The following is a 20,785-nucleotide window of genomic DNA, read 5'->3' as shown; positions in this document are numbered from 1 at the left end:
GGTCCCCGTCAGTGTCATTCCGCGGCAGCGCGTGGAGCCGCGACCCGACTTCGACAGCTCGGGTCGCGGACGCCGCAGGTCCGCCGACGTCAATACTCGGTCGGCGCGTCGCCGGCCTCGGCGACGCGCAGAACCTCTTCGATCGTAGTCCGGCCTTGGAGTGCCTTTCGCAGGCCGTCGAGATACATGGTTTCCATCCCTTCGAGGACAGCGATGCGGCGGATCTCGGTGGCGGTGGCGTGGCTGAGCACCGCCTTGCGGATCTGATCGGTCATCACGAGGACCTCGGTGATGACCAGCCGACCCCGATAACCGGTCCCGTTGCATTCGTCGCAACCGACGGCGCGCCGCAGCTGCACCTGGGAGGGGGCGGCCCCGATCGAGGCAAACCGCGCTGCCAGCTCGGGTCGCGCCTCGTAGGTCTCCGGGCAGCTCGGGCAGAGCCTGCGAACCAGCCGTTGGGCCAAGATGCCGTTGATGGTGGAGGTGAGCAGATAGTCCTCGACACCCATCTCCAAGAGGCGGGTGACGCCGCTGGCGGCGTCGTTGGTGTGGAGGGTCGAGAGCACGACGTGGCCGGTGAGAGCCGACTGGACGGCAATGCGGGCGGTCTCCAGGTCGCGCATCTCGCCAACCATGATGACGTCCGGGTCCTGGCGAACGATCGCCCGCAAAGCGCTCGCGAACGTCATGCCGATCGAGCTCTTGACCTGGATCTGATTGATCCCGGGCAACTGATATTCCACCGGATCTTCCACCGTGATGATCTTGCGTTCTTCGGTGTTCATCCGGCTCAATGCCGTGTAGAGCGTGGTGCTTTTACCCGACCCCGTGGGTCCGGTCACAAGCAGGATCCCGTAGGGTTTCTCGAGGATGCCACGCAGGCGTTCCCGCGCTGACCCGTCGAACCCCAGCGCATCCAGGTCAAAGCGGACGCTCTCCTTGTCAAGCAGGCGCATCACCACGCTCTCGCCGAACATGGTGGGGACCGTCGAGACGCGGAGGTCCAGCTCTTTGCCCTGCATCCGGATCGGGATCCGGCCGTCCTGAGGCAGGCGCCGCTCGGCGATGTTCAGCTTGGCCATGATCTTCACTCGCGAGATCACTGCCGCGGTGGAGCGCACGGGCGGGGCATCGACCTCTTTGAGGATGCCGTCGACCCGGTAACGCACCTTGAGCTGGTCGGCAAACGGCTCGATGTGGATGTCCGATGCACGTGATTCCAAGGCCCGCTGGATGAGCTGGTTGACCATCCGGATGACCGGTGCTTCGCTCGCCAGGTCCTTGAGATGCTCGATGTCTTCCTCGTCGAATTCCCCGAGTGATTCGTCCGCGGTCTCGGGGGCCTCTTCGACTTTCTCGTAGAGACGCTCGAGCGCGAGCTCGATCTCGCTGGGCATCGCCACCCGCGCCTCAACGGGCTTGCGGGCAGCCATCTGCATTGCCGAGACGGCGTATGAATCGATCGGATGGGCGAAGGCGACCTGGAGGGCGTCGTCGTCCTCGGAGAGTGGCAGGACCTTGGCGTCCTTCAGAAACCGCAGGCTGAAGAGGTCTTCACGCACGGGCTCGGAGGGAAACGAGCCGGCGTCGGCCAGGGGGAGGTCGAGGACCTCGGACATCGCCTGAGCCATGTCCCGTTCCGAGATCAGCCCCAGTCGGACCAACATGGGAAGCAGGGGGTCTCCGGCCTCATCGGCGAGCCGGTGAGCACGAGCCAGATCGCCAAGCGTGAGCTTGCTGCGTTCTTGCAGGTGGGCAACGACACGGGCCTCGGCAGTGGGTTGCTGATGCGGGGGCAGTGGCTCGGTCGGCGTCGAGCTGCCGGCGGCGCGCCCTTGCGAGTGCACGGCATCTAGATGCTCTGCGGTCGAGGGCATGCGTGCGGAGGTCTCGGGCAAGTGGTCGTCGCGATCATCGCGCGTCGCACTGATCGTTGGGGCCTCCTCTAGGATGGCATCGTCTTGCATAGATCTTCCTCCGGGCTCGGGCTCTCCCGCTCAACGACGAGTGGGGTTGCATCGCGTCCCTACGCGTCAACCACTGGTGCCACAAATCGGACAGTCTGTCCAGATGTCCCCGGCGTTCCGTTCGTTTGCACCCGGGCCATCAAGGGGGCGCTGGAGCCTTCGGCGCGTTCCGCAGCACAGCAAGCTGCCGGGCTGGTCCTTGGCCGGGACGGCCACTCGATCAGCGCTTCATCAGGCGCCGATCGAGGAGTCGGCAATCCCCGCCGTTTGTTCCGCCGTCCGCCCGGCGGGATCTGCGGCCGCTTGCCATCCGGCTAACGGACCGGTAAGGACCCGCTCCATCGCCGGCCGGTCGCCCGATGCGGCGGCTTGCTCGAGTGCCGCGACGTTGTCAGCCACGCTGTCCGCGACCAGTCCGTCGCCGCTGCGGGCGACCCGAATCTTGGGGTGGCGCGTCGCTATCAGATCCTCTGAGTCATAGAAGAGCTCCTCGTAGAGTTTTTCCCCCGGACGCAGACCGACGTATTGGATCGCGATGTCCTCGCCCGGCTCGCGCCCGGAGAGCCGGATCATCTGCTCGGCGAGATAACGGATCTTGACCGGCTCACCCATATCGAGGACGAAGATCTCGCCGCCCTCGCCGATGACGGCCGCCTCCATGATGAGCTGGCAGGCCTCCGGGATCGTCATGAAAAACCGCTCGATGTCGGGATGGGTGACGGTGACGGGTCCGCCTTGCTCGATCTGGCGGCCGAACAGAGGCACCACGCTGCCCGCAGATCCCAAGACGTTTCCGAACCGCACCGTGATATAGCGGCAGGCAGCCTGGCGATCGAGGACCTGACAGATGGCCTCTGCGACCCGTTTGGTCGCGCCCATCACGTTGGCCGGATGGACGGCTTTGTCGGTCGAGATCAAGACGAAGCGCTCGCAACTCCAGCGCGATGCCGCCTCGGCAACAATCCGGGTCCCGGTGACGTTATTGCGCACGGCCGCCCGGATCTGATCCTCGAGCATCGGGACATGCTTGTAGGCTGCGGCGTGGAACAGGATTTCGGGCCGCTCCTCGGCGAAGACCGCGTCGACGGCCGCCGCATCCGTCACATCCGTCAGATGTCGAGCAAAATGCAGGGTCGGATAGTGCTCGCGCAACTCCATTTCGATGCGGTAAAGGTTGAACTCCCCATTGTCCACCAGGATGAGGCGTGCAGGATCGGCACCGGCGATCTGGCGGACCAGCTCAGATCCGATCGAGCCGCCCGCGCCGGTCACCAGCACAGCGCGTCCTGAGAGCCCTTTGCGAATTTCCGACCAGTCGAGCTGGATCGGGTCCCGGCCGAGCAGATCTTCGATCGATACGGGCCGCAGTTGAGTGATGCTGACCTGTCCGGTCATCAGGTTACGCAACTCCGGCACGGTGCGAAACGGCAAGCCCGTGCCCTCGCACAGCTCGACCAGGCGACGCATCTCTCTGGCGGTGGCGCTGGGGACGGCGAGCATCAAGAGGTCGATCCCCTGACGAGCGGCGATTTCGGGGATGGCCTCGGTTGGACCCAGCACCGGAACCCCATGGACCTCACCACCTTGCCGGCGCGGCTTGTCATCGACGAAGCCCGCGGGGAAATAGGCGTGCCGCGGGTCGCGGAGCATGTCGCGCGCCAGCATCTCCCCGGCGCGCCCGGCACCGACGATCAAGACCCGTTTTCCGGCGCTGAGATTGAGCCGATGGTCCTTGAGCCAGCGATAGAGGAGCCGAGGCCCGGCCAGCAGGATCAGCTGGAGGCCCAGATAGAGGACCGGAACGGAACGGGGGATCAGCTCAGTGCGATTGACAATGAACAGGGCGACGACGACGAGTGTCGTGCCGGCCAGTGCCGCTTGGACGATCCGGACCAGATCAGGCAGGGACGCGAAACGCCATACGCCTCGGTAGAGGCCGAACAGCCAGAAGACGCCGCCCTGAATGACCACGACCCACGGCAGCGACTGCCAAGCACCTGTCAGGAATTCGGGCGGGATCCGATCGAGATTGAATCGGAGCCAATAGGCCAATAGCCAGGCAGTCGGGATCATCAGGAGATCATGGGTGAAGGCGGCCGTGCGCGAGCGCAGGCGATCGAAGAGCGGGTTCATCGCAGGCCCGCGGCGGTGGTTCGCTCGACGAGCCGGACCTTCAGATGGACCAGGCCGTATATGACGGCCCACGCCCCGATCAGCAGCCACTGATCGTGGGGCTGGAGACCCGGTGCGGCGACCGCGGAGGCCGCGCAGGCGGCCATGACCAGATAACTGTGGAGCACGGTCTTGCGATGACTCCAGCCGGCGAGCACCAGGCGCTGGTAGTGATGTGAGCGATGGGGCTTCCAGATCGCCTCACGACGGACCGCCCTTGCGAGCAGGGTCCAGGTTGCATCGAGAATGAAGGGCGAAAAGGCGACCCACGCAACCCACAAGGGAAATATCCCCCGCTCAGCGCCCCATAGAGAGAATGCGGCAACGAGAAGGCCAAGGCTGGACGAGCCCGAATCACCGAGAAAGATCCGCGCAGGCGGGAAATTGGACGCCAGGAACCCGGCCGCAGCCATGGCCACGCAGCAAGCGGTCAGTGCGAAGATAGGTTCGTCTCCGATCCAGCCGAGGATCGCGAAGGCCGAGAACCCGAACAGGGCCATTCCCCCGGCGAAGCCGTCCATGCCATCCATGAAATTATAGAGATTGATCAGCCAGACCACGTAGATCAGGCTCAGCAGGACAGTGACGGGCATCGAAAAGGGCTGGGCCCAGCCCGGGATCTCGAGCACCGACCAAGTCAGTCCGCCAGCCATCAGCACAAGGGCCGCCGCACAATGGACGATGAGTCGCACCCATCGCGGGACGTCACCGAGGTCGTCCAGATAGGCGACGCCCGCGACCAGAAGCAGGGCGAACCCCAGCCACCGCAGCTCCTGCGCCGAGTCCCCGTGGGCCGCCGCCAAGAGGAGCGGCGCACCTAATCCGAGGAGCACGGCCAGGCCGCCGCTGCGCGGCACGGGAGTGCTGTGCAGGGATCGCTCATTCGGGTAGTCGACGGGTCCGCGGTCTGGTCCGCGCGAGGCCAGCCAGCGCGTGACCAGGAGGCTCAACAGGAATGAGGAGGCCGCCAGGGCAGCCTGAATCGGCGTCTCCAGGGTCATGGTCCTTGGTATCTTCGACTCACGGCTTGCGGACGGACGCCGGCGACGACCGCGAGGATCGCCCCTCTTACAGAGTGCGCGCCAGGCCGCGCTCAACGTCGTCGCGCGCTGCTCGCCCCAGCAGGACCTCGATCAGCTCCAGGGCGAAATCCATCGCCGTTCCGGGCCCCCGTGAGGTCACGAAGGTTCCGTCGACGACGACCGGTGCATCGACAAACCTCACGCGGGGATAGTCCGAGGTCGTGATGGCCCCAGGGTACCCGGTCGCCTGCCGACCGTCGAGCAGGCCCGCGCCCGCTAGAACCTTCGGCGCGGCGCAGATGGCCGCCAGATATCGGCCCGCGGCGTGCTGTGCCCGCAATTGCGCGACCAGGCGGTCGTCAGCGGCGAGCTGGTCAGCGCCCGGGAGCCCGCCGGGTAGAGCGATCATATCGAAAGCCTGCCCCGCGGCTTCATCCAGGGTCGTGTCGGGTATCAGCACGGTACCCCGGCTGGCAGTGACCGGACGCGCGTCGAGTCCGGCCGTGATGACCTCGATGCCAGCGCGGCGCAGCAGGTCGATGATGGTCACGGCTTCGAGCTCTTCGCAACCTTGCGCGAGCGGGACGAGTACCCTTGGCATCGTTAGGCTCCGAGTTTGGCAGGCACCTTCCCCGAGCAGGTCGCCGGTCAGGTCTGGACGCGTGGTCTCGACCAGGCAACGACGCACCGGCTGGTTTTCGCAGGGGGCCGGGCCCGGTCATCTGGTGTCGCAGAGGCGACTGAGCATCACCCGAGTCGCAAAGCCACCTGGTTCGACTCGCATGCCGAGATCGGCCAGCGCATCGCCTGTTTCAGGGTGAGCCGCGTCGGCTCAGTATATCCAGTCCCTTGAGGACATTCAGCGCCTCTGCCAACTGAAAATCCTCCGTGATGAGCAGCTTCGCCGGGGTTTCCGCACCCGGCTCAGGTTCCGTGGCCTCGTCATCGAGGTGGCGGACCAGATCGGCCTCTTTCAGGTCGGCCAGCTCGGCGTCGGCCAGGGGTTGGAACTCGCCGCGCTCCAACGCGATGTCGGGTGCGATGCCTTGCGCCTGGATTGAGCGGCCGGACGGGGTGAAGTAGCGGGCGGTCGTGAGCTTCAGGGCGGTCGCCTCGTCAATCGGGACGATGGTCTGTACCGAGCCCTTGCCGAAGGTCTGGTTGCCCATGACGATCGCACGATGGTGATCCTGGAGCGCCCCGGCAACGATCTCCGAGGCGGAAGCGCTGCCCCCGTTGACCAACACCACCATCGGGGCGCCGGCGAGCACATCGTCCGGACCGGCCTGGAACTGAAGCTTGCTGTCTTCCTGTCGGCCTTTCGTGTAGACGATCAGACCCTCGGTCAAGAAGGCGTCGCTGACACCGACCGCGCTATTGAGGACCCCGCCCGGATTGTTGCGCAGATCGAGAACGAGTCCCTTCAAAATGCCCTCGTTCGATTCCTTCAACGTTTCGACCGCCTTCAGAACGTCTTCGGTGGTGCGCGCCTGGAAATGGGAGATGCGTACGTATCCGAAGCCCGGCTCAAGGATGCGGCTGCGCACGCTTGCGACCTGGATAATGGCGCGCTCGATGGTGACATCGAAGGGCTTTTCTTCGGTGCTGCGCAGAACAGTGAGCTTGATCTGAGTCCCCGGCTGACCGCGCATCAGGTTGACGGCATCGTTCAAGCTGAGCCCTTTCACCGGTTTCTGATCGATACGGATGATACTGTCTCCGGCCTGGAGGCCCGCCCGTTGGGCCGGTGTGTCGTCGATGGGCGCGATCACCTTGACGAAGCCGTCTTCCATGCCGACCTCGATCCCCAGCCCGCCGAACTCGCCGCGGGTGCCGACCTGAAGATCCCGGTAGTCCTCGGTGTCGAGGTAGGAGGAATGCGGGTCGAGGCCGGACAGCATGCCTCGGATGGCATCCTCGAGCAGCGCCTTGTCGTCCACTCCTTCGACATACTCCTCTTTGATGCGACCGAAGACCTCGGCAAAGGCGCGCAGCTCATCGAGCGGCAGCGCCTCAGCGCCCTCGGCCGCTTCGGCGAAGGAGGCCTCGACTTGGAAGGTGGCCCAAAGGATCAAAGCCCCAAGACCCAGGGCAAAGGCGGATTGAAGGCGGTCGGTCATGGCATGCCTGAAAGGGTTGCTTAAGTTGGAGTCGGCGCGACGTTCGGCAGCGCATGGACGACTGACGCGCCGCAGCGGGTCCCACTGAGCCGGAACAAGCCTGAAGCATCGCACGTTTTCGCCACCCTCAACAGTGATTGACGACGGCTGAGGTGTTTCATGCGCGCGGGTGGTGAATCCGGATCATGCCCCAGACCTGTTTGATCGATTCGCCGATCAGCCGTTCCCGGTCGTCGAGGCGATCCTGTCGGCTTGGCCTCGATCGATGTCCCTGCCGACCCGCGTCGCCGCACCAAGCCTCAGGGTCTTGCGGCCTCCCATTGTGTCGGATGGCGAAGTAGAGGACGGGCTCGTCGCGGCCGCCGCTGTTTCCGCTGAGGGCGACCACCTCCCCGGTCGCGACCCATTCACCCGCCTCTTTGAGGAGGGCCTCATTGTGGCCGTAGATCGACATGTACCCCGCGCCGTGATCGATCACCAAGAGCAATCCGAAGCCGCGCAGCCAATCGGCATGCACCACGCGACCATCATGGACTGCCCGCACCTCCTCGCCTTCTCGCGCGGCCAGGAGCACGCCGTCCCAACGCAGATCCGAGTCTTTCTTGGGCGTGCCGAATTCGGCCAGGACATGCCCCTCCAGAAGCGGCCAGGACAGACGTCCTTTTCGCGCCGGAAAAGAATCTCGGCGGATGTCCAGCTCCGCGCTGATCTGTGCACCCTGTTTCAGGTGCTCGACGAGGCGACGCAGCGACTCTGCATCGCGCTTGAGCGTTTGGAGATCCTCGGTGCGGTTGGCGATGCTCGCCTCCAGGCGGCTCAATGCCTCGGCGCGCTCTTGCCGTGCCGATTCCAGGTGCTGCCGGGCTGCCTCTTGGAGCTTGGCGAGCTCGAGCAGGCGCTCGGTCTCTCGCTCGGCGTTCGCCGCTAATCGGCCGACCCTCTCGACACGGGTCTGGATCGCCGTGATCCTGCGCAGCTGCTCGCGATTGAGATACGCGAAATAGGCGAGGATCCGGCTTGCCTGAGTGGTGTCCTCTTGGTTCAGGAGCAAGCGCAAACGGTCGGCGCGGCCCATGACGTAAGCGGTACGAACGAGATCTGTCCAGAGGGCGAGCTCCTCGTCGAGCGCGCGGTGCTCCTCGAGGTGGCGAGCGCGCAATGCGTCCGCGACGCGCGTCTGCTCGGTGACTTCCCGCGTCAGCTCCCGCCCGGTCACAGCCGCCGCGGCGACCTCGCGCTCACGCGCCTCAAGCTCTTCGATCAGGGCCCGTCGATCTGCCTGCTGATCCACCAGCTCGCCGCTCAACGCGTCGACCCGCTCCTGGATGCTCCGCAGGTCTTGGGTTCGCTCATCGAGCATCCGATCGGTCTCGGACTCGCCCAGGGCGGCGCCCGCGACGAGACCCGCGGCAAGCATCGCGCCGGCCAGTCGACAAGCGATCCGACGTTCCCTTCTCCGGCCGCGCCGAGATTGCGGCACTGCGGCGAGGTCGCACCGAAGGACTGTTCGGGGGGGCGTGAGCAAAGCGATGGCGGCGTCGTGGGCTTCGTCGATCACTGGATTATACCCGCCTAGGAGCCTGTCGGACTGAGGTGGATCGAAGCTCGGGCGCGCGATCGCCGGTCGCTCAGTGCGACAATAGAGGGTCGGGCAGTGCTTCGCACGCGGCTGGAAAGAGTTTATTATTGTATTGTTAAAAATTGATCAGGCAGGACCACGATGGTGACCAACATGAGTCAGCCTTCCCGCCCAGTCCTGAACGACCCGGTGGGCGACCACGATGAGATTAACCTGTTCGCCGATGATGCCGATATCGAGCGGGCGTCCCGCTCGCTCAAAGCCATGTCCCATCCGCTTCGCCTCAAGATCTTGTGCACCCTGGGTGACCAGGAGGTGAGCGTCCAGGAGATCGTCGACCATGTCGGGACATCCCAGAGCAATATCTCTCAGCACTTGGCGATCCTCCGCGACAAGGGAATCCTGGCATCGCGAAAGGACGCGAATCGCGTTTACTACCGGGTCAGTGACGGGCGCACGCTTCGTCTGATCGGCATGATGCGCGAGGTCTTCTGTCAGCACGCGCACTGATGCGACCTTCGCGGGGTGACGCCTGGGTCCCTCATCCTTATACTTCGCCACCTCGGATCCTTCCTACGGCACCGAAAGCCGTTCGGGACACTGTTTGCGGCCGCTCCGGCCAACCGGCCCGCGACCTCCACCCGCGTTTGGACGACGCTGATAAACCAACGAGATCGCAGAGCGATGCTGGTAGACCAACTCGTCGAATTTGTCGGTAACCACTGGTACCTCTTCCTAGCGCTGGTCGTGATCATCGGGCTGCTGACCCACAACGTCATCATCGGCGGCAAGGGCAGCGTGGAGCCCTTGGCGGCAACCGAGATGATCAACCATCAGGACGCGCTGGTGGTCGACGTGCGACCGGCGGCGGACTTTGCGAAGGGCCACATCATCAACGCGCTCAATATCCCGATGAACGGCTTCAAGAATCAGGTCGCGACGCTGACGAAGCACAAGGCCAAGCCGATCATCGTCAACTGCCGGTCCGGCTCTCAGTCGGCGGCGGCCTGTCACCAGTTGCGGAAAGAGGGATTCGAGCGGGTGTTCAATCTGCGCGGCGGTATCATGGCCTGGGAGGCGGCCAATCTCCCCTTGAGTCGCAAGAAGCGCTGAGCGAGGCGATGTGGCCGGAGCCTGGCCGGCTCGCGCCCCACCCTCGACTCCACTCGAACGACCAACTCAAGGAGCCCCAGCATGTCCGAAAACGAGCATACCCGTCCGGAGCGAGAGCTCTCCGTGCAGCGCGTCTATATCAAGGACGCGTCCTTCGAGTCCCCGAACGCGCCCGATGTCTTCCGCGGGGAGTGGAAGCCCACGCACGAGCTTAATCTCAACACCAAGGTCAATCAGATTCAGGAGCACATCTACGAAGTGGTTCTGCTGGTGACCGTCTCGGCCAAGCTCGGTGACAAGACGGCCTTTATCGTCGAGGTGCAACAGGCTGGGATCTTCGCGATCAGCGGCTTCTCGGAGCAGGAGATCGGGCCGATCTTAGGTGGCTACTGCCCGAATCTTCTCTTTCCCTACGCCCGCGAGGCTGTCTCCGACATGGTGGTCAAGGGAAGCTTCCCGCAGCTCGTGCTGCAGCACGTGAGCTTCGACGCACTCTATGCCCAGCATCAACGTGAGGCGGCGCAGCGGGCCGAAGGCGACACGCCGGCCCAGCAGAGCCGACATTGAGTCAGTCAATGCCAGCCGGCTCCAGCGTTGCGGTCCTGGGTGCGGGATCCTGGGGCACGGCACTTGCGGTCCTGCTCTGTCGCAACGGGCACCGCGTGCGACTCTGGGGGCACGAGCCCGCGCAGATCGAGGCCTTGCTTCGAGACCGGGAAAATCGGCAGTTTCTTCCCGGCATTGCGCTACCGACCGCCATCACTGCGACCGACTCGCTCGAACAAGCGCTTGCGGGGGTCAGCGACTGTTTGATCGTGGTGCCGAGTCATGCATTTCGGGCGGTCGTGGAGCAATTGGCCAAACGAATCCCGGCCTCGATGGGTGTCGCCTGGGGGACCAAGGGCCTCTGTCCCGGGAGCGGGGTGCTCCTGCACGAGGTCGCCCAGGAGATTCTCGGTGCGCGACCGCTGGCGGTGGTGTCGGGCCCCAGCTTTGCCCGCGAGGTGGCGCGGGGTTTGCCGACGGCGGTGACGGTCGCATCTCAGGTCGCCGCCTTCGCGGAACGCGTCGCTCGGCTCCTGCACGGGGAGCGTTTTCGTGCCTACACGAGCCCGGACATCGTCGGCGTCGAGATCTGCGGAGCCGCCAAGAATGTGCTCGCGATCGCCACCGGGATTGCCGATGGCCTCGGTTTCGGAGCCAATACCCGCGCCGCTCTCATCACGCGGGGGCTTGCGGAGCTGATCCGGGTCGGGACGGCCTTGGGCGGTCGCAAAGAGACCTTCATGGGACTGGCCGGGATCGGTGACCTCGTCTTGACTTGCACGGATGATCAGTCGCGCAACCGACGGCTGGGGCTGGCCCTGGCCGCCGGTGAGGGCCTCGTTGATGCGCAGGCCCGAATCGGCCAGGAGGTCGAGGGCGTCCTCACCGCGCTGGCCGTCCACCGGCTGGCAGACCGGTTGGGCATCGAGATGCCGATCTGCGAGCAGGTCTATCGGGTACTCTACGACCAGGTGTCACCGGAGAGCGCAACCCGGGCGTTGCTCGAGCGCGAGCCGAAACCGGAATTCGATTGATCCGGATCGTCGCCAGCCGACTGGCGGCGGTCAATCCGGGGCCACTGACCGTTGAGCCGCCCCGTCAAAGGCCTGTTGGCGCCAGGCCTCGAACACGGCCACGGCCACGGCGTTCGAGAGGTTCAGGCTCCGGCTGCACGGGCGCATCGGGATGTACAGCCGGCGTTCCGTGGGCAAGGGAGCGAGCACCTTGTCCGGAAGTCCGCGCGTCTCGGGGCCGAACAGCAGGGCATCGCCGCCTTGATAGCGCGGGGTGGTGTAGACTGTTGTGCCGCGTGTCGTGAACGCGTACAGGCGAGGCGGTCGTATCGCGCGGAGGAAGGCCGCGTACGAGTCATAGACTCGGACATCCGCCCAGTCCGGATAGTCGAGTCCTGCACGCCGCAGCAGCCGGTCCTCCAACTGGAAGCCGAGCGGCTCGATGAGATGGAGACGGACCCCGGCATTGGCACAAAGCCGCATCACGTTTCCCGTGTTGGGCGGGATCTCGGGCTCGTACAGGATGATGTCGAACATCTAACTCGTTTGGAGCCTGTCAGACGGCCGGTAGGCGGTTGACCGTCGCTCGGCGGAGCATGCTATATTACGATTTTCGTAACTTCTAACCTCGCCGTCTATCTTCGGCCTTCAATCCCTTGGGGGACATGAGCATGAGCGACATCGCCGCGCTGAAAAAGGAAAAACAAGAGCTGATCGAGAAGATGCTTGAGATGCAGAAGCAGTTCATCGATTACGAGCATGCGCACGGGGTCTCCGGGAAGGACTACTGGGCGGCGACGGACGGCTTGTTGGTGAACTATCGTCAAGACTATCTCGACATGGCAAACCGCGTTGTGGACATCGCCCACGAGATCGTGGGCTCCTCGCGCAACTGATCGATCCCATTCGTGACGGCGCCTGTCCGAGCCGATCTGCTCGGGCGGGCGATGTGTCGGCTGCCCACCTGCGCCGGGTGGGCCGCAGGTCATGCGATTCCGCACTCCGCTCGCGCGCCTGGCCCGGTAGACGACCTCAGGTGCTGCGAAGATGCTCGATGTACCTGGGCGTGTCGCGCATCTCCAGCCTGATTCCCGTTCCTTCTGCCACGAAGGCCTTCGGTTCCCCGTCGAGCCGAAGCTCACAGCGCGCATGACCCCGGCTCACGAGCGGGACCGGAAGCATGTCCCTATACGTGTAGATGTTCTCGTCGATGTCGCCGCCCAGGCATACGATCGGGCCCGCCGGAATGGGTGACAAGGGTTCGGCGTCGTCGATCACCAAGTCTCCGGCTTGCCACCAGCGCGTCCGCTCGTGTGAGCCCGTCATGGTCTTGATGAGATAGGCGCGGGAGAAATGGATTCGCAGATGCCCGCCGGCCAGCTCGATGGACGAGATCTCCGAGCCCTTCAGATCGATGCTGATGCTGTCCACTTCATCCTCCGGGTCTTCGCGTTGCGTTTCAGGTGTCGGCTGAGACGCGGCTCGCCGCATATTGCGGACGCACCGGCTCGCGATGGGTCTGTTCAGCCGCGCGGGCTACCCATCACCCCTCCGCGACATCCCCGGGATCGGTGTCGATGTCGAGCTGGAGCTCTTTGATCTTGCGGGTCAGTGTGTTGCGACCCCAGCCGAGCAAGCGTGCCGCTTCCTGTCTCCGCCCGCCGGTATGCTCCAGAGCCGTTTGGATCAAGATCTGCTCGAAGGCCGGCAGCGCGGTATCGAGCAGCGCTCCTTGGCCCTGCTTCAGGCTGTAGCGGACCCAGCGGCGAAATACCGATTCCCACGGCTCGTCGCGGACCGGCTCGGAAAACGATGCGTTGAGCTCCGGGGGCAAATCCTCGGCATGGATCTCTTTACCCGATGCCATCACCGTGACCCAACGGGCCGTGTTCTCGAGTTGACGGACATTGCCTGGCCAGTCCAGCCGTTTCAAGCGATCGATGGCGCTGCGCGCGAGCAGCTTTGGCTCGCATGACAGCTCCATGGCCGCCTGTGCAAGAAAGTGGCGCATCAAGAGGGGGATGTCTTCGCGCCGGTCACGCAGGGCCGGCAGATGGATGCGGATGACGTTGAGGCGATGGAAGAGATCCTCGCGAAAACGACCCTGGCGAACGAGGTCTTCAAGGTTCTGGTGCGTCGCCGCGATGATGCGCACGTCGACTCGTGTCGGCGCGACGCCGCCAACCCGGTAGAACTCGCCGTCGGCCAGCACTCTCAAGAGCCGGGTCTGCAGCTCGGCCGGCATGTCGCCGATCTCATCGAGGAACAGGGTTCCACCGTCGGCCTGCTCGAAACGACCCTCGCGACGGTTTTGGGCGCCGGTGAATGACCCGCGCTCGTGGCCGAACAGCTCTGATTCCAGGAGATCACGGGGGATCGCCGCCATGTTCAGTGCAATGAAGGGCCGATCGCTGCGCGGGCTATGGCGATGAAGGGCGCGGGCCACCAACTCCTTGCCGGTACCCGATTCGCCGTTGATCAGCACGGTGATATTGGAGCGGGCGAGTCGGCCGATGGCGCGAAAGACCTCCTGCATTGCCGGTGCTTCGCCAATGATATCCGGACCTGTGGCGATCGCCATCTCTTCCGGTCGCTCGTCCCGACCGCGTCGGCAGGCACGATTGACTTGTCCGACGGCCTCGTCGAGGTCGAAAGGCTTTGGCAGATACTCGAAGGCACCTCCGTGGAACGCGGACACCGCGCTGTCCAGATCGGAGTGGGCGGTCATGATGATCACGGGCAGGCCGGGATAGCGCGCGGCGATCTGTCGCAGGAGATCCAACCCGTCGATCCCGGGCATGCGGATGTCGGTGAGGATCACATCCGGCTGCTCTCGCTCGAGGGCTTCCATGACGCCGACGCCGTTGGAGAAGCAGGTGACATGCATGTCGGCCTTGCGCAACGCACGCTCGAGAACCCAACGGATGGACCTGTCGTCGTCGATGACCCAGACCCTGGACGCCCTACTCATGCTCGGTCTCCAACGGCAGATAGACGAAAAACGTGGTGTCGCCTGGGCGACTCTCGCACTCGATCAGGCCTCCGTGTCGGTTGATGAGCTCTTGTGCGATCGGGAGACCCAGTCCAGTCCCACCTTGGCGCCCCGATACCATTGGAAAAAAGATACTGTCTTCAATTTCCTGCGGAATGCCAGGGCCATCGTCGCGGATCTGTGCCTGGAGAACGAGACGATGACGACGGTTTCCGATGGTGAATTGGCGCAGCACACGCGTGCGCAGCTCAATGTGCCCCTCGAGCCCCGCGGCTGCAGCCGCATTGCGGGCAAGGTTCAAAAAGGCCTGAATCAGGCGGTCCTGGTCGGCGATGAAATCCGGGATGCTGGGGTCGTAATCGCGGAGCACCCGGGGGCCGTTCGGCGATTCGGCCAGGATGAGCCCGCGGACGTGCTCCAGCACATGGTGGATGTTGACCGACGCCCGTCGCGGTAAGCGACTGGGGCCGATCATTCGGTTAACCAGGTCCTGGAGCCGATCCGCCTCCTCGATGATAATCCGTGTGTACTCGCGCAGTCCTGCGTCGGGGAGCTCCTGCTCGAGGAGCTGCGCGGCGCCGCGCAAGCCGCCGAGCGGATTCTTGATCTCGTGAGCCAGCCCGCGAATCAATGCCTGCGTGGCTTGATGCTGGGAGAGCAGGTGCTCCTCGCGATTGATTCGAAGCTGTCGGTCCACCTGAGTCAGCTCGACCAAAATCTGGTCATCTGCATCGAAATGGTGCAATGGCAGGACCGTGCAGTTCACCGTCTTGGTGCGTCCATCGGCCGCAATCACATTCACCTCGCGCTCGGTGAAGGGGTGCCTCGATCTGAGGGCCTCCATTAGGCGTTCCTCGACCTGGTCGTCGGGGCAGGGGAGCAGCGTCACCGCGTGATGGCCGACCATGTGCCGGGCACTGACCTCGAAAAGCATCTCGGCCGCCGGGTTCAGATACAAGAGGCGCAGGGTCTTGTCGAAGAGCATCACGGCGGTGTTGAGGTGATCGAGAATCGTCCGCTCGAGGGCCGGCTTAGAGGCAGTCTGTATGCTCATGGTCTCATCCGAACCGCCGACGAGTGTGCGGCAAAGACTGCCGGGGCGAAGACGGGAGATTTCCGGTTACCAATTGGCCCGCAGGGCGTGATCACTGAAAAACGAAACCAGTCAATCAACGAGGTCTGCTGATCGTCCTCTCAATTGTATTCCCAATCGGAAGGCAAGACTCATACCATGTTCGAGCAAGACCTCTCGGTTGGATCTCGCCCGCACAGGCGCCGCCCCCGAGGTCCCGTAGGGGCTCGCCGAGGTTGGCCGTCGACATGAAGGGATCTCTCCGATCGGGCGCCGCGCACCGTCGGGAGGACACCGATCTAGGCTCCTAGGGGATGACCCCCGGGGGAAGGGATTGGCGTAGCTCGAACGCATGGACCGGTGTCGCAGCCAGCACCGCATTGAGCCGATCAATCACACGGGCCTGCAGCCGATGTGCTCCAAAATCGATGTCTGGCGTATGGGCCTGCGCCGACCCTGCATCCACGGCGACTGGGCGGCCGTCGAGGAGCAGCTCGAGGCGATGTCCCTCAAGGAGCGGCGGATCCAACTGCAGGCTGATCGCCAGCACGGGGGTCGCTTGCTCCAGCACGGCGCCGGCGGCCGGAACCACGATGGCGAAGGTCGCGTACGGCCCAAGGCCGGGGGCGGAGTATGGCGAGTCTTCGGAAGCGCCGGTGGATACGGTGCCTGGGTGCGTCTCGGGCATCGTGAGGCGCACTGCGTTTTCGGGTGGACGGCGATCGGAAAAATGCGTCCGGCCTTCAGCGTCGACCCAACGATAGATGTCGGCGTGCGCGGCCGCGGCGGCCAAAAAACCGATCGAGACAATGAGTTGTCTTGTCATCCACGAAGCATAGCCGAGCAGCCCACCACCGCTCAAGCCAGAACGGACGAAGCCCCGGCGAGGGGGCTTCGCGGACCGGCCGAGAACCTCGGGGCCGAACGGCCCGAGGCTCGGATTAGAGGCTGTAGTACATGTCGAACTCCACGGGGTGGGTGGTCATGCGCAGACGCGTCACCTCATCCATCTTGAGCGCGATGTAGCCGTCGATGAGATCGTCGGTGAAGACGCCGCCAGCGGTCAGGTATTCCCGGTCCTTGTCGAGGTATTCCAGCGCCATGTCGAGCGAGTGGCAGACCGTTGGGATGGCCAGGGCCTCTTCGCGCGGCAGGTCGTAAAGATCCTTGTCCATCGGGTCCCCGGGGTGGATCTTGTTCTGGATACCATCCAAGCCGGCCATCATCATCGCGGCGAAGGACAGGTAGGGGTTGCCCGAGGAATCCGGGAAGCGGACCTCGAGGCGGCGCCCCTTGGGGCTCGGGACGTGGGGGATCCGCACCGAGGCGGAGCGATTGCGCGCGGAGTAGGCGAGCATGACCGGGGCCTCGAAGCCGGGCACCAGGCGCTTGTATGAGTTGGTCGATGCATTGGTCAGGGCATTGAGCGAGCGCGCGTGCTTGATGATGCCGCCGATGTAATAGAGCGCGGTATCGGATAGACCGGCGTACTTGTCTCCGGCGAAGACATTCACGCCGTCCTTGCTCAGCGACTGATGGACGTGCATTCCGCTGCCGTTGTCTCCGACCAACGGCTTGGGCATGAAGGTCGCGGTCTTGCCGTAGGCATGGGCGACGTTCTGGATCACGTACTTGGTGATCTGGTTCATGTCGGCGCGCGACACGAGCGTGCCGAATCGAGTGCCGATCTCGCACTGCCCGGCGGTGGCAACCTCATGATGATGCACCTCGACCGGGACACCCATCTCCTCCAAGGCCAAACACATCGCGGCCCGCAGATCATTCAGGGAGTCGACCGGCGGCACCGGGAAATAGCCGCCCTTGATGGCAGGCCGGTGGCCCATGTTCCCGTCGGGGAAGACCCGCTCGGAGTTCCATCCGGCCTCTTCGGAATCGATCTTGTAGAAGGACCCGTTCATCTCGGAGCCCCAACGCACGTCGTCGAGGATGAAGAACTCCGGCTCAGGTCCGAAGAAGGCGGCGTCGGCGATGCCGGTCGACTTGAGATAGGCCTCCGCCCGCTTGGCCAGGGAGCGGGGGTCCCGCTCGTAGCCCGTCATGGTATCGGGCTCGAGGATATCGCACCGGATGATCAGGGTGTTCTCGTCGGTGAACGGGTCCATGACGGCCGTCTCCGCCTCCGGCATCAGGACCATGTCAGAGGCCTCGATGCCTTTCCAGCCCGCGATTGATGAGCCGTCGAACATCTTACCATCCCGGAAAAAATCTTCATCGATGACACTCGCCGGCATCGATACGTGCTGCTCTTTGCCTCTGGTGTCGGTGAAACGAAGGTCGACGAACTTCACCTCGTTGTCCTTGATCATCTTGATCACGTCTGTCATGGGTTATTTCTCCGCAGCTATGGGGTTCTCAGAAGCATGTCCGAACAACAGGTTTAGGACCCGTCCCGGAAGGTGGTTCGGCGTCGGGCGCGTTGCGACGTGCCGGAGCTTGGCGGGTCGTCGATGGCGCCCCCCGACTCGCCGTCTGTTGACAGCGAGGTCGGCGAATTCTTTCGAGGCCAGCTCACGCCCGGTCATCGGCGCACCGGGCGGCTGGCGTATTCTGTCGCCTCCCCGGCGGTAAGCACATCATGCGCCAACACGTGCCGGCCCTGGATCCGGCGACGCGTTTGGAGTGTTCGTAAGGGAGCAGCGGCATTAAGCAACTGATTCTCAGATGGTGATTGCGGGGCATGGCCGCGGGCGCGGGCGTGCTTGGATCATTTGGCGGGCCTCGGCGAGCGCTCCACTGGACCGAATTGCGCCGACTCGAGCGCGCCTGCACCTAAATGGCCGATGTCAGGCCAGACGCGCACCAAGATGGTGCGCAGACTACCCAAAGAAGACGCGTAGGTCGCGGAACACCACGTCCGCCTGCAATGCGGCCACCAGCCGGTCACGCAGCTGGGCTGCATCCGCACCCTTGCGACGGCAGGCCGCAAGGGGGAAGTGGACATCGACGTCGATGCGCCCGCGGAGGTAGTGCAGGACGACGCGCTCGCGCTCGGTTGCCTCCGGGATCTCGGACCAGAGCGAGGCGAGCCGTGCCAGCGCCTCGGCACGCAGCGGGAGTCCAACGGCAGGGGGGAATCGATCGTCGTCCTCCGGGTCGATATGCACCGTCACATCGGTGATCTCGTCGATCTCGCGCTTGAGGCGATGTTCCACCAGCAGGCTGATCATATGGCCTTCGGAGACGCTGACGAGAGGATCGACGAGGACGTGAACATCCACCGAGACCTGTCCGGCGTAGCGGCGGGTGCGGAGCATGTGGATATCGCGCACACCCCCGACGGAGCGGATCGTCTCCGCGACCGCCGCCAGCCGGTCGGTCTCGAGACCGGTGTCGACCAGCTCGTTGATCGCCTCCCAGCCGAGCTCCCAGCCGATCTTCGCGATCATGACGGCAACGACGATCGCCGCGATCGCATCGAGATAGACGAGGCCCGCCATCGTGCCGGCAATCCCGATCAGCACGACGACGGAGGAGATGGCATCGGTGCGATGGTGCCATGCGTTGGCCCGCAGCAGATCCGATTTGACGCGCTTGGCATAGCCGAGCGTCCACCAGTAGAGCCATTCCTTGACCCCAACCGATGCGAGGGCCGCGACCAGGGTCAGCGGCTCCGGCTGGAGCAGCTCAGCTGGGTCGAAGAGGCGATGGATCGCGTCCCAGGCGATGCCGACGGCCACCGCGGTCAGCAGGAGACCCAGGACCAGGGTGGCGACCGTTTCGTATCGGGCGTGCCCATAAGGATGGTCGCGATCGGGACCCTGACTCGCACGCCGTCCTGCCACCAGCACCAGCAGATCGGACATGAGATCGGAGAGCGAATGGATGCCATCGGCCACGAGCGCCTGGGAGTGGCCGAAGACACCGGCGACGACCTTGACGATCGACAGAATCAGATTGATGACCCCTCCGACGACGGCCGTGCGAGTCACGGCATGCCGGCGTTGGAGCGACAATTCCAGTTCTGTGGTCATGGCGGCATGGAAGGTGGGTCCGCGTCGGTTGGCGCCCGTCGAGTCGCACGGGAACGCACGTGCTGCTGCGGGCGGGCAGACACGCGACCCGCCGAAGGTCTCCAGTATCGGGTAGAGTACCAGGGGACGGAGCGCCGTGCGCGCAGGGCGATCAGACCCCGATCGACTCGGTACCTTGGCTCAATTGACGGGCGTGGCCGTTCCCGGAGACGCCCCCGAGGCGCGCTCAGGGTCACTGCGGATATACTTGGCGGTTATCGTTCAGCCCGTGTCGAAGGAGACGGAATTTTGAGTCTTGATTGCGAGGGTGTCTCGACGTTCCAAGGGCTCGTCTTTGCGCTGGAGCGCTATTGGGCCGAGCAGGGGTGCGTTGTCATCCAGCCCCTCGACATGGAGGTCGGGGCGGGCACTTTCCACCCGGCGACTTTTCTGCGATCGATCGGTCCCGAGCCATGGCGCAGCGCCTATGTCCAGCCTTCGCGCCGGCCGACTGACGGGCGTTATGGCGAAAACCCGAACCGGCTTCAGCACTACTACCAGTATCAGGTCGTTCTCAAACCGTCGCCTCTCGAGATGCAGGACCTCTATCTGGATTCGCTTCGCCGCCTCGGGATCGATCCCCTTGTGCATGACATTCGATTCGTGGAAGACAACTGGGAGTCACCGACGTTGGGCGCATGGGGTCTCGGCTGGGAGGTCTGGCTCAACGGGATGGAAGTGACTCAATTCACTTATTTTCAACAGGTCGGCGGACTCGACTGTCGCCCGGTGACCGGCGAGATCACCTATGGTCTCGAACGCATTGCCATGTACCTCCAGGGCGTCGAGAGTGTCTTTGATCTGATCTGGAGCCGAACCCCGGTGGGGGTCGTCACCTACGGCGACGTCTTTCATCAGAACGAGGTGGAGCAATCCGCCTACAACTTTGAGCACGCGGATATCGGCGTTCTCTTCGCACAGTTCGATACCTGTGAGGCGGCCAGCGCGGACTTGGTCGAAAAGGGCCTGCCCCTGCCGGCCTATGAACAGGTGCTGAAGGCTTCACATACCTTCAACCTGCTGGATTCTCGTGGGGCAATCTCGGTAACCGAGCGGCAGCGATTCATCCTGCGGGTGCGCACCCTCTCCAGGGCTGTGGCGCAGGCTTATTTGGATCGCCGGGAGGCTCTTGGCTTTCCGATGCTAACCCGCTGA

19 protein-coding genes are annotated in these 20,785 nt (G+C 64.2%); 6 read left to right on the top strand and 13 right to left on the bottom strand.

The features are described from left to right. Positions 1 to 89 precede the first annotated feature (89 nt). The 6 genes from gspE to LJE61_RS07735 form a co-directional block, all read right to left on the bottom strand. Entirely contained in the window at positions 90 to 1,970 is a 1,881-nt protein-coding gene (gene gspE / locus LJE61_RS07760) for a type II secretion system ATPase GspE (protein WP_296915118.1), read from the bottom strand. Positions 1,971 to 2,201: 231 nt separating this feature from the next. After that, positions 2,202 to 4,103 (bottom strand): nucleoside-diphosphate sugar epimerase/dehydratase, encoded by a 1,902-nt coding sequence (locus LJE61_RS07755; RefSeq protein ID WP_296915115.1) that lies wholly within the window; start codon positions 4,101 to 4,103, stop codon positions 2,202 to 2,204. Then, positions 4,100 to 5,143 carry an MraY family glycosyltransferase gene (locus LJE61_RS07750; protein WP_296915112.1) on the bottom strand — a complete coding sequence of 348 codons (1,044 nt, stop codon included), beginning with the start codon at positions 5,141 to 5,143 and terminating at the stop codon, positions 4,100 to 4,102. Before LJE61_RS07750 ends, LJE61_RS07755 begins: the two co-directional genes overlap by 4 nt. 67 nt (positions 5,144 to 5,210) lie before the next feature. Beyond that, a complete protein-coding gene (locus LJE61_RS07745; protein WP_296915110.1) occupies positions 5,211 to 5,765 on the bottom strand; it encodes a DJ-1 family glyoxalase III in 555 nt (184 codons plus the stop codon). 211 nt (positions 5,766 to 5,976) lie between these two features. Next, a complete protein-coding gene (locus tag LJE61_RS07740) occupies positions 5,977 to 7,284 on the bottom strand; it encodes a S41 family peptidase (RefSeq protein WP_296915107.1) in 1,308 nt (435 codons plus the stop codon). A gap of 157 nt (positions 7,285 to 7,441) precedes the next feature. Further along, positions 7,442 to 8,701 (bottom strand): murein hydrolase activator EnvC family protein, encoded by a 1,260-nt coding sequence (locus LJE61_RS07735; RefSeq protein WP_296915105.1) that lies wholly within the window; start codon positions 8,699 to 8,701, stop codon positions 7,442 to 7,444. Positions 8,702 to 9,004: 303 nt separating this feature from the next. On the opposite strand from LJE61_RS07735, the gene LJE61_RS07730 reads away from it, so the two are divergent. From LJE61_RS07730 to LJE61_RS07715, 4 genes are all read left to right on the top strand, one after another. Then, the gene (locus LJE61_RS07730; RefSeq protein ID WP_296915102.1) at positions 9,005 to 9,373 is read left to right on the top strand and encodes an ArsR/SmtB family transcription factor; all 369 of its coding nucleotides are present in this window, start codon (positions 9,005 to 9,007) and stop codon (positions 9,371 to 9,373) included. Positions 9,374 to 9,547: 174 nt separating this feature from the next. After that, complete coding sequence (locus tag LJE61_RS07725) at positions 9,548 to 9,976, top strand: rhodanese-like domain-containing protein (RefSeq protein WP_296917958.1); 429 nt, start codon at positions 9,548 to 9,550, stop codon at positions 9,974 to 9,976. Positions 9,977 to 10,057: 81 nt separating this feature from the next. Further along, positions 10,058 to 10,543 carry a protein-export chaperone SecB gene (gene secB, locus LJE61_RS07720; protein ID WP_296915097.1) on the top strand — a complete coding sequence of 162 codons (486 nt, stop codon included), beginning with the start codon at positions 10,058 to 10,060 and terminating at the stop codon, positions 10,541 to 10,543. A gap of 8 nt (positions 10,544 to 10,551) precedes the next feature. Further along, the gene (locus LJE61_RS07715; protein ID WP_296915094.1) at positions 10,552 to 11,556 is read left to right on the top strand and encodes an NAD(P)H-dependent glycerol-3-phosphate dehydrogenase; all 1,005 of its coding nucleotides are present in this window, start codon (positions 10,552 to 10,554) and stop codon (positions 11,554 to 11,556) included. 30 nt (positions 11,557 to 11,586) lie between these two features. Here the strand turns inward: LJE61_RS07715 and LJE61_RS07710 are convergent, their stop codons facing one another. Then, positions 11,587 to 12,072, bottom strand: a complete 486-nt coding sequence (locus tag LJE61_RS07710) for a tRNA (cytidine(34)-2'-O)-methyltransferase (RefSeq protein ID WP_296915091.1) — start codon at positions 12,070 to 12,072, stop codon at positions 11,587 to 11,589. A gap of 134 nt (positions 12,073 to 12,206) precedes the next feature. On the opposite strand from LJE61_RS07710, the gene LJE61_RS07705 reads away from it, so the two are divergent. After that, positions 12,207 to 12,431 carry a hypothetical protein gene (locus LJE61_RS07705; protein WP_296915087.1) on the top strand — a complete coding sequence of 75 codons (225 nt, stop codon included), beginning with the start codon at positions 12,207 to 12,209 and terminating at the stop codon, positions 12,429 to 12,431. Between the two features lie 136 nt (positions 12,432 to 12,567). Here LJE61_RS07705 and LJE61_RS07700 read toward each other — a convergent pair whose 3' ends face one another. From LJE61_RS07700 to LJE61_RS07675, 6 genes are all read right to left on the bottom strand, one after another. Continuing rightward, on the bottom strand, positions 12,568 to 12,966 hold the full coding sequence (locus LJE61_RS07700; protein WP_296915084.1) for a hypothetical protein: 399 nt from the start codon (positions 12,964 to 12,966) through the stop codon (positions 12,568 to 12,570). A 112-nt stretch (positions 12,967 to 13,078) separates the two neighbouring features. Continuing rightward, entirely contained in the window at positions 13,079 to 14,506 is a 1,428-nt protein-coding gene (gene ntrC / locus LJE61_RS07695) for a nitrogen regulation protein NR(I) (protein WP_296915081.1), read from the bottom strand. Beyond that, entirely contained in the window at positions 14,499 to 15,581 is a 1,083-nt protein-coding gene (glnL, locus tag LJE61_RS07690) for a nitrogen regulation protein NR(II) (protein WP_296915078.1), read from the bottom strand. The genes ntrC and glnL overlap by 8 nt, the downstream gene beginning before the upstream one ends. 325 nt (positions 15,582 to 15,906) lie before the next feature. Continuing rightward, positions 15,907 to 16,425, bottom strand: a complete 519-nt coding sequence (locus LJE61_RS07685) for a DUF4124 domain-containing protein (RefSeq protein ID WP_296917956.1) — start codon at positions 16,423 to 16,425, stop codon at positions 15,907 to 15,909. A gap of 115 nt (positions 16,426 to 16,540) precedes the next feature. After that, positions 16,541 to 17,944 carry a glutamate--ammonia ligase gene (glnA, locus tag LJE61_RS07680; protein WP_296917954.1) on the bottom strand — a complete coding sequence of 468 codons (1,404 nt, stop codon included), beginning with the start codon at positions 17,942 to 17,944 and terminating at the stop codon, positions 16,541 to 16,543. A 492-nt stretch (positions 17,945 to 18,436) separates the two neighbouring features. After that, positions 18,437 to 19,591 (bottom strand): cation diffusion facilitator family transporter, encoded by a 1,155-nt coding sequence (locus tag LJE61_RS07675; protein WP_296915196.1) that lies wholly within the window; start codon positions 19,589 to 19,591, stop codon positions 18,437 to 18,439. A 288-nt stretch (positions 19,592 to 19,879) separates the two neighbouring features. On the opposite strand from LJE61_RS07675, the gene glyQ reads away from it, so the two are divergent. Next, complete coding sequence (gene glyQ, locus LJE61_RS07670; protein ID WP_296915193.1) at positions 19,880 to 20,785, top strand: glycine--tRNA ligase subunit alpha; 906 nt, start codon at positions 19,880 to 19,882, stop codon at positions 20,783 to 20,785.

It is taken from the genome of Thiocapsa sp. (genome assembly GCF_022340925.1).
In the GTDB taxonomy this organism is placed as follows: Bacteria; Pseudomonadota; Gammaproteobacteria; order Chromatiales; family Chromatiaceae; genus Thiocapsa.
The sequence above is the reverse complement of the archived record's forward strand: the minus strand, read 5'-3'. Positions and strand labels throughout refer to the sequence as shown.

What these genes read in the sequence shown, in the direction of transcription:
- LJE61_RS07710 (WP_296915091.1), bottom strand. Translation starts at nt 12,072, where the DNA reads ATGTTCGACATCATCCTGTACGAGCCCGAGATCCCGCCCAACACGGGA.
- glnL (WP_296915078.1), bottom strand. Translation starts at nt 15,581, where the DNA reads ATGAGCATACAGACTGCCTCTAAGCCGGCCCTCGAGCGGACGATTCTC.
- glnA (WP_296917954.1), bottom strand. Translation starts at nt 17,944, where the DNA reads ATGACAGACGTGATCAAGATGATCAAGGACAACGAGGTGAAGTTCGTC.
- LJE61_RS07745 (WP_296915110.1), bottom strand. Translation starts at nt 5,765, where the DNA reads ATGCCAAGGGTACTCGTCCCGCTCGCGCAAGGTTGCGAAGAGCTCGAA.
- LJE61_RS07725 (WP_296917958.1), top strand. Translation starts at nt 9,548, where the DNA reads ATGCTGGTAGACCAACTCGTCGAATTTGTCGGTAACCACTGGTACCTC.
- gspE (WP_296915118.1), bottom strand. Translation starts at nt 1,970, where the DNA reads ATGCAAGACGATGCCATCCTAGAGGAGGCCCCAACGATCAGTGCGACG.
- LJE61_RS07755 (WP_296915115.1), bottom strand. Translation starts at nt 4,103, where the DNA reads ATGAACCCGCTCTTCGATCGCCTGCGCTCGCGCACGGCCGCCTTCACC.
- LJE61_RS07735 (WP_296915105.1), bottom strand. Translation starts at nt 8,701, where the DNA reads ATGCTTGCCGCGGGTCTCGTCGCGGGCGCCGCCCTGGGCGAGTCCGAG.
- LJE61_RS07750 (WP_296915112.1), bottom strand. Translation starts at nt 5,143, where the DNA reads ATGACCCTGGAGACGCCGATTCAGGCTGCCCTGGCGGCCTCCTCATTC.
- LJE61_RS07705 (WP_296915087.1), top strand. Translation starts at nt 12,207, where the DNA reads ATGAGCGACATCGCCGCGCTGAAAAAGGAAAAACAAGAGCTGATCGAG.
- LJE61_RS07730 (WP_296915102.1), top strand. Translation starts at nt 9,005, where the DNA reads ATGGTGACCAACATGAGTCAGCCTTCCCGCCCAGTCCTGAACGACCCG.
- LJE61_RS07685 (WP_296917956.1), bottom strand. Translation starts at nt 16,425, where the DNA reads ATGACAAGACAACTCATTGTCTCGATCGGTTTTTTGGCCGCCGCGGCC.
- secB (WP_296915097.1), top strand. Translation starts at nt 10,058, where the DNA reads ATGTCCGAAAACGAGCATACCCGTCCGGAGCGAGAGCTCTCCGTGCAG.
- LJE61_RS07740 (WP_296915107.1), bottom strand. Translation starts at nt 7,284, where the DNA reads ATGACCGACCGCCTTCAATCCGCCTTTGCCCTGGGTCTTGGGGCTTTG.
- ntrC (WP_296915081.1), bottom strand. Translation starts at nt 14,506, where the DNA reads ATGAGTAGGGCGTCCAGGGTCTGGGTCATCGACGACGACAGGTCCATC.
- LJE61_RS07715 (WP_296915094.1), top strand. Translation starts at nt 10,552, where the DNA reads ATGCCAGCCGGCTCCAGCGTTGCGGTCCTGGGTGCGGGATCCTGGGGC.
- LJE61_RS07675 (WP_296915196.1), bottom strand. Translation starts at nt 19,591, where the DNA reads ATGACCACAGAACTGGAATTGTCGCTCCAACGCCGGCATGCCGTGACT.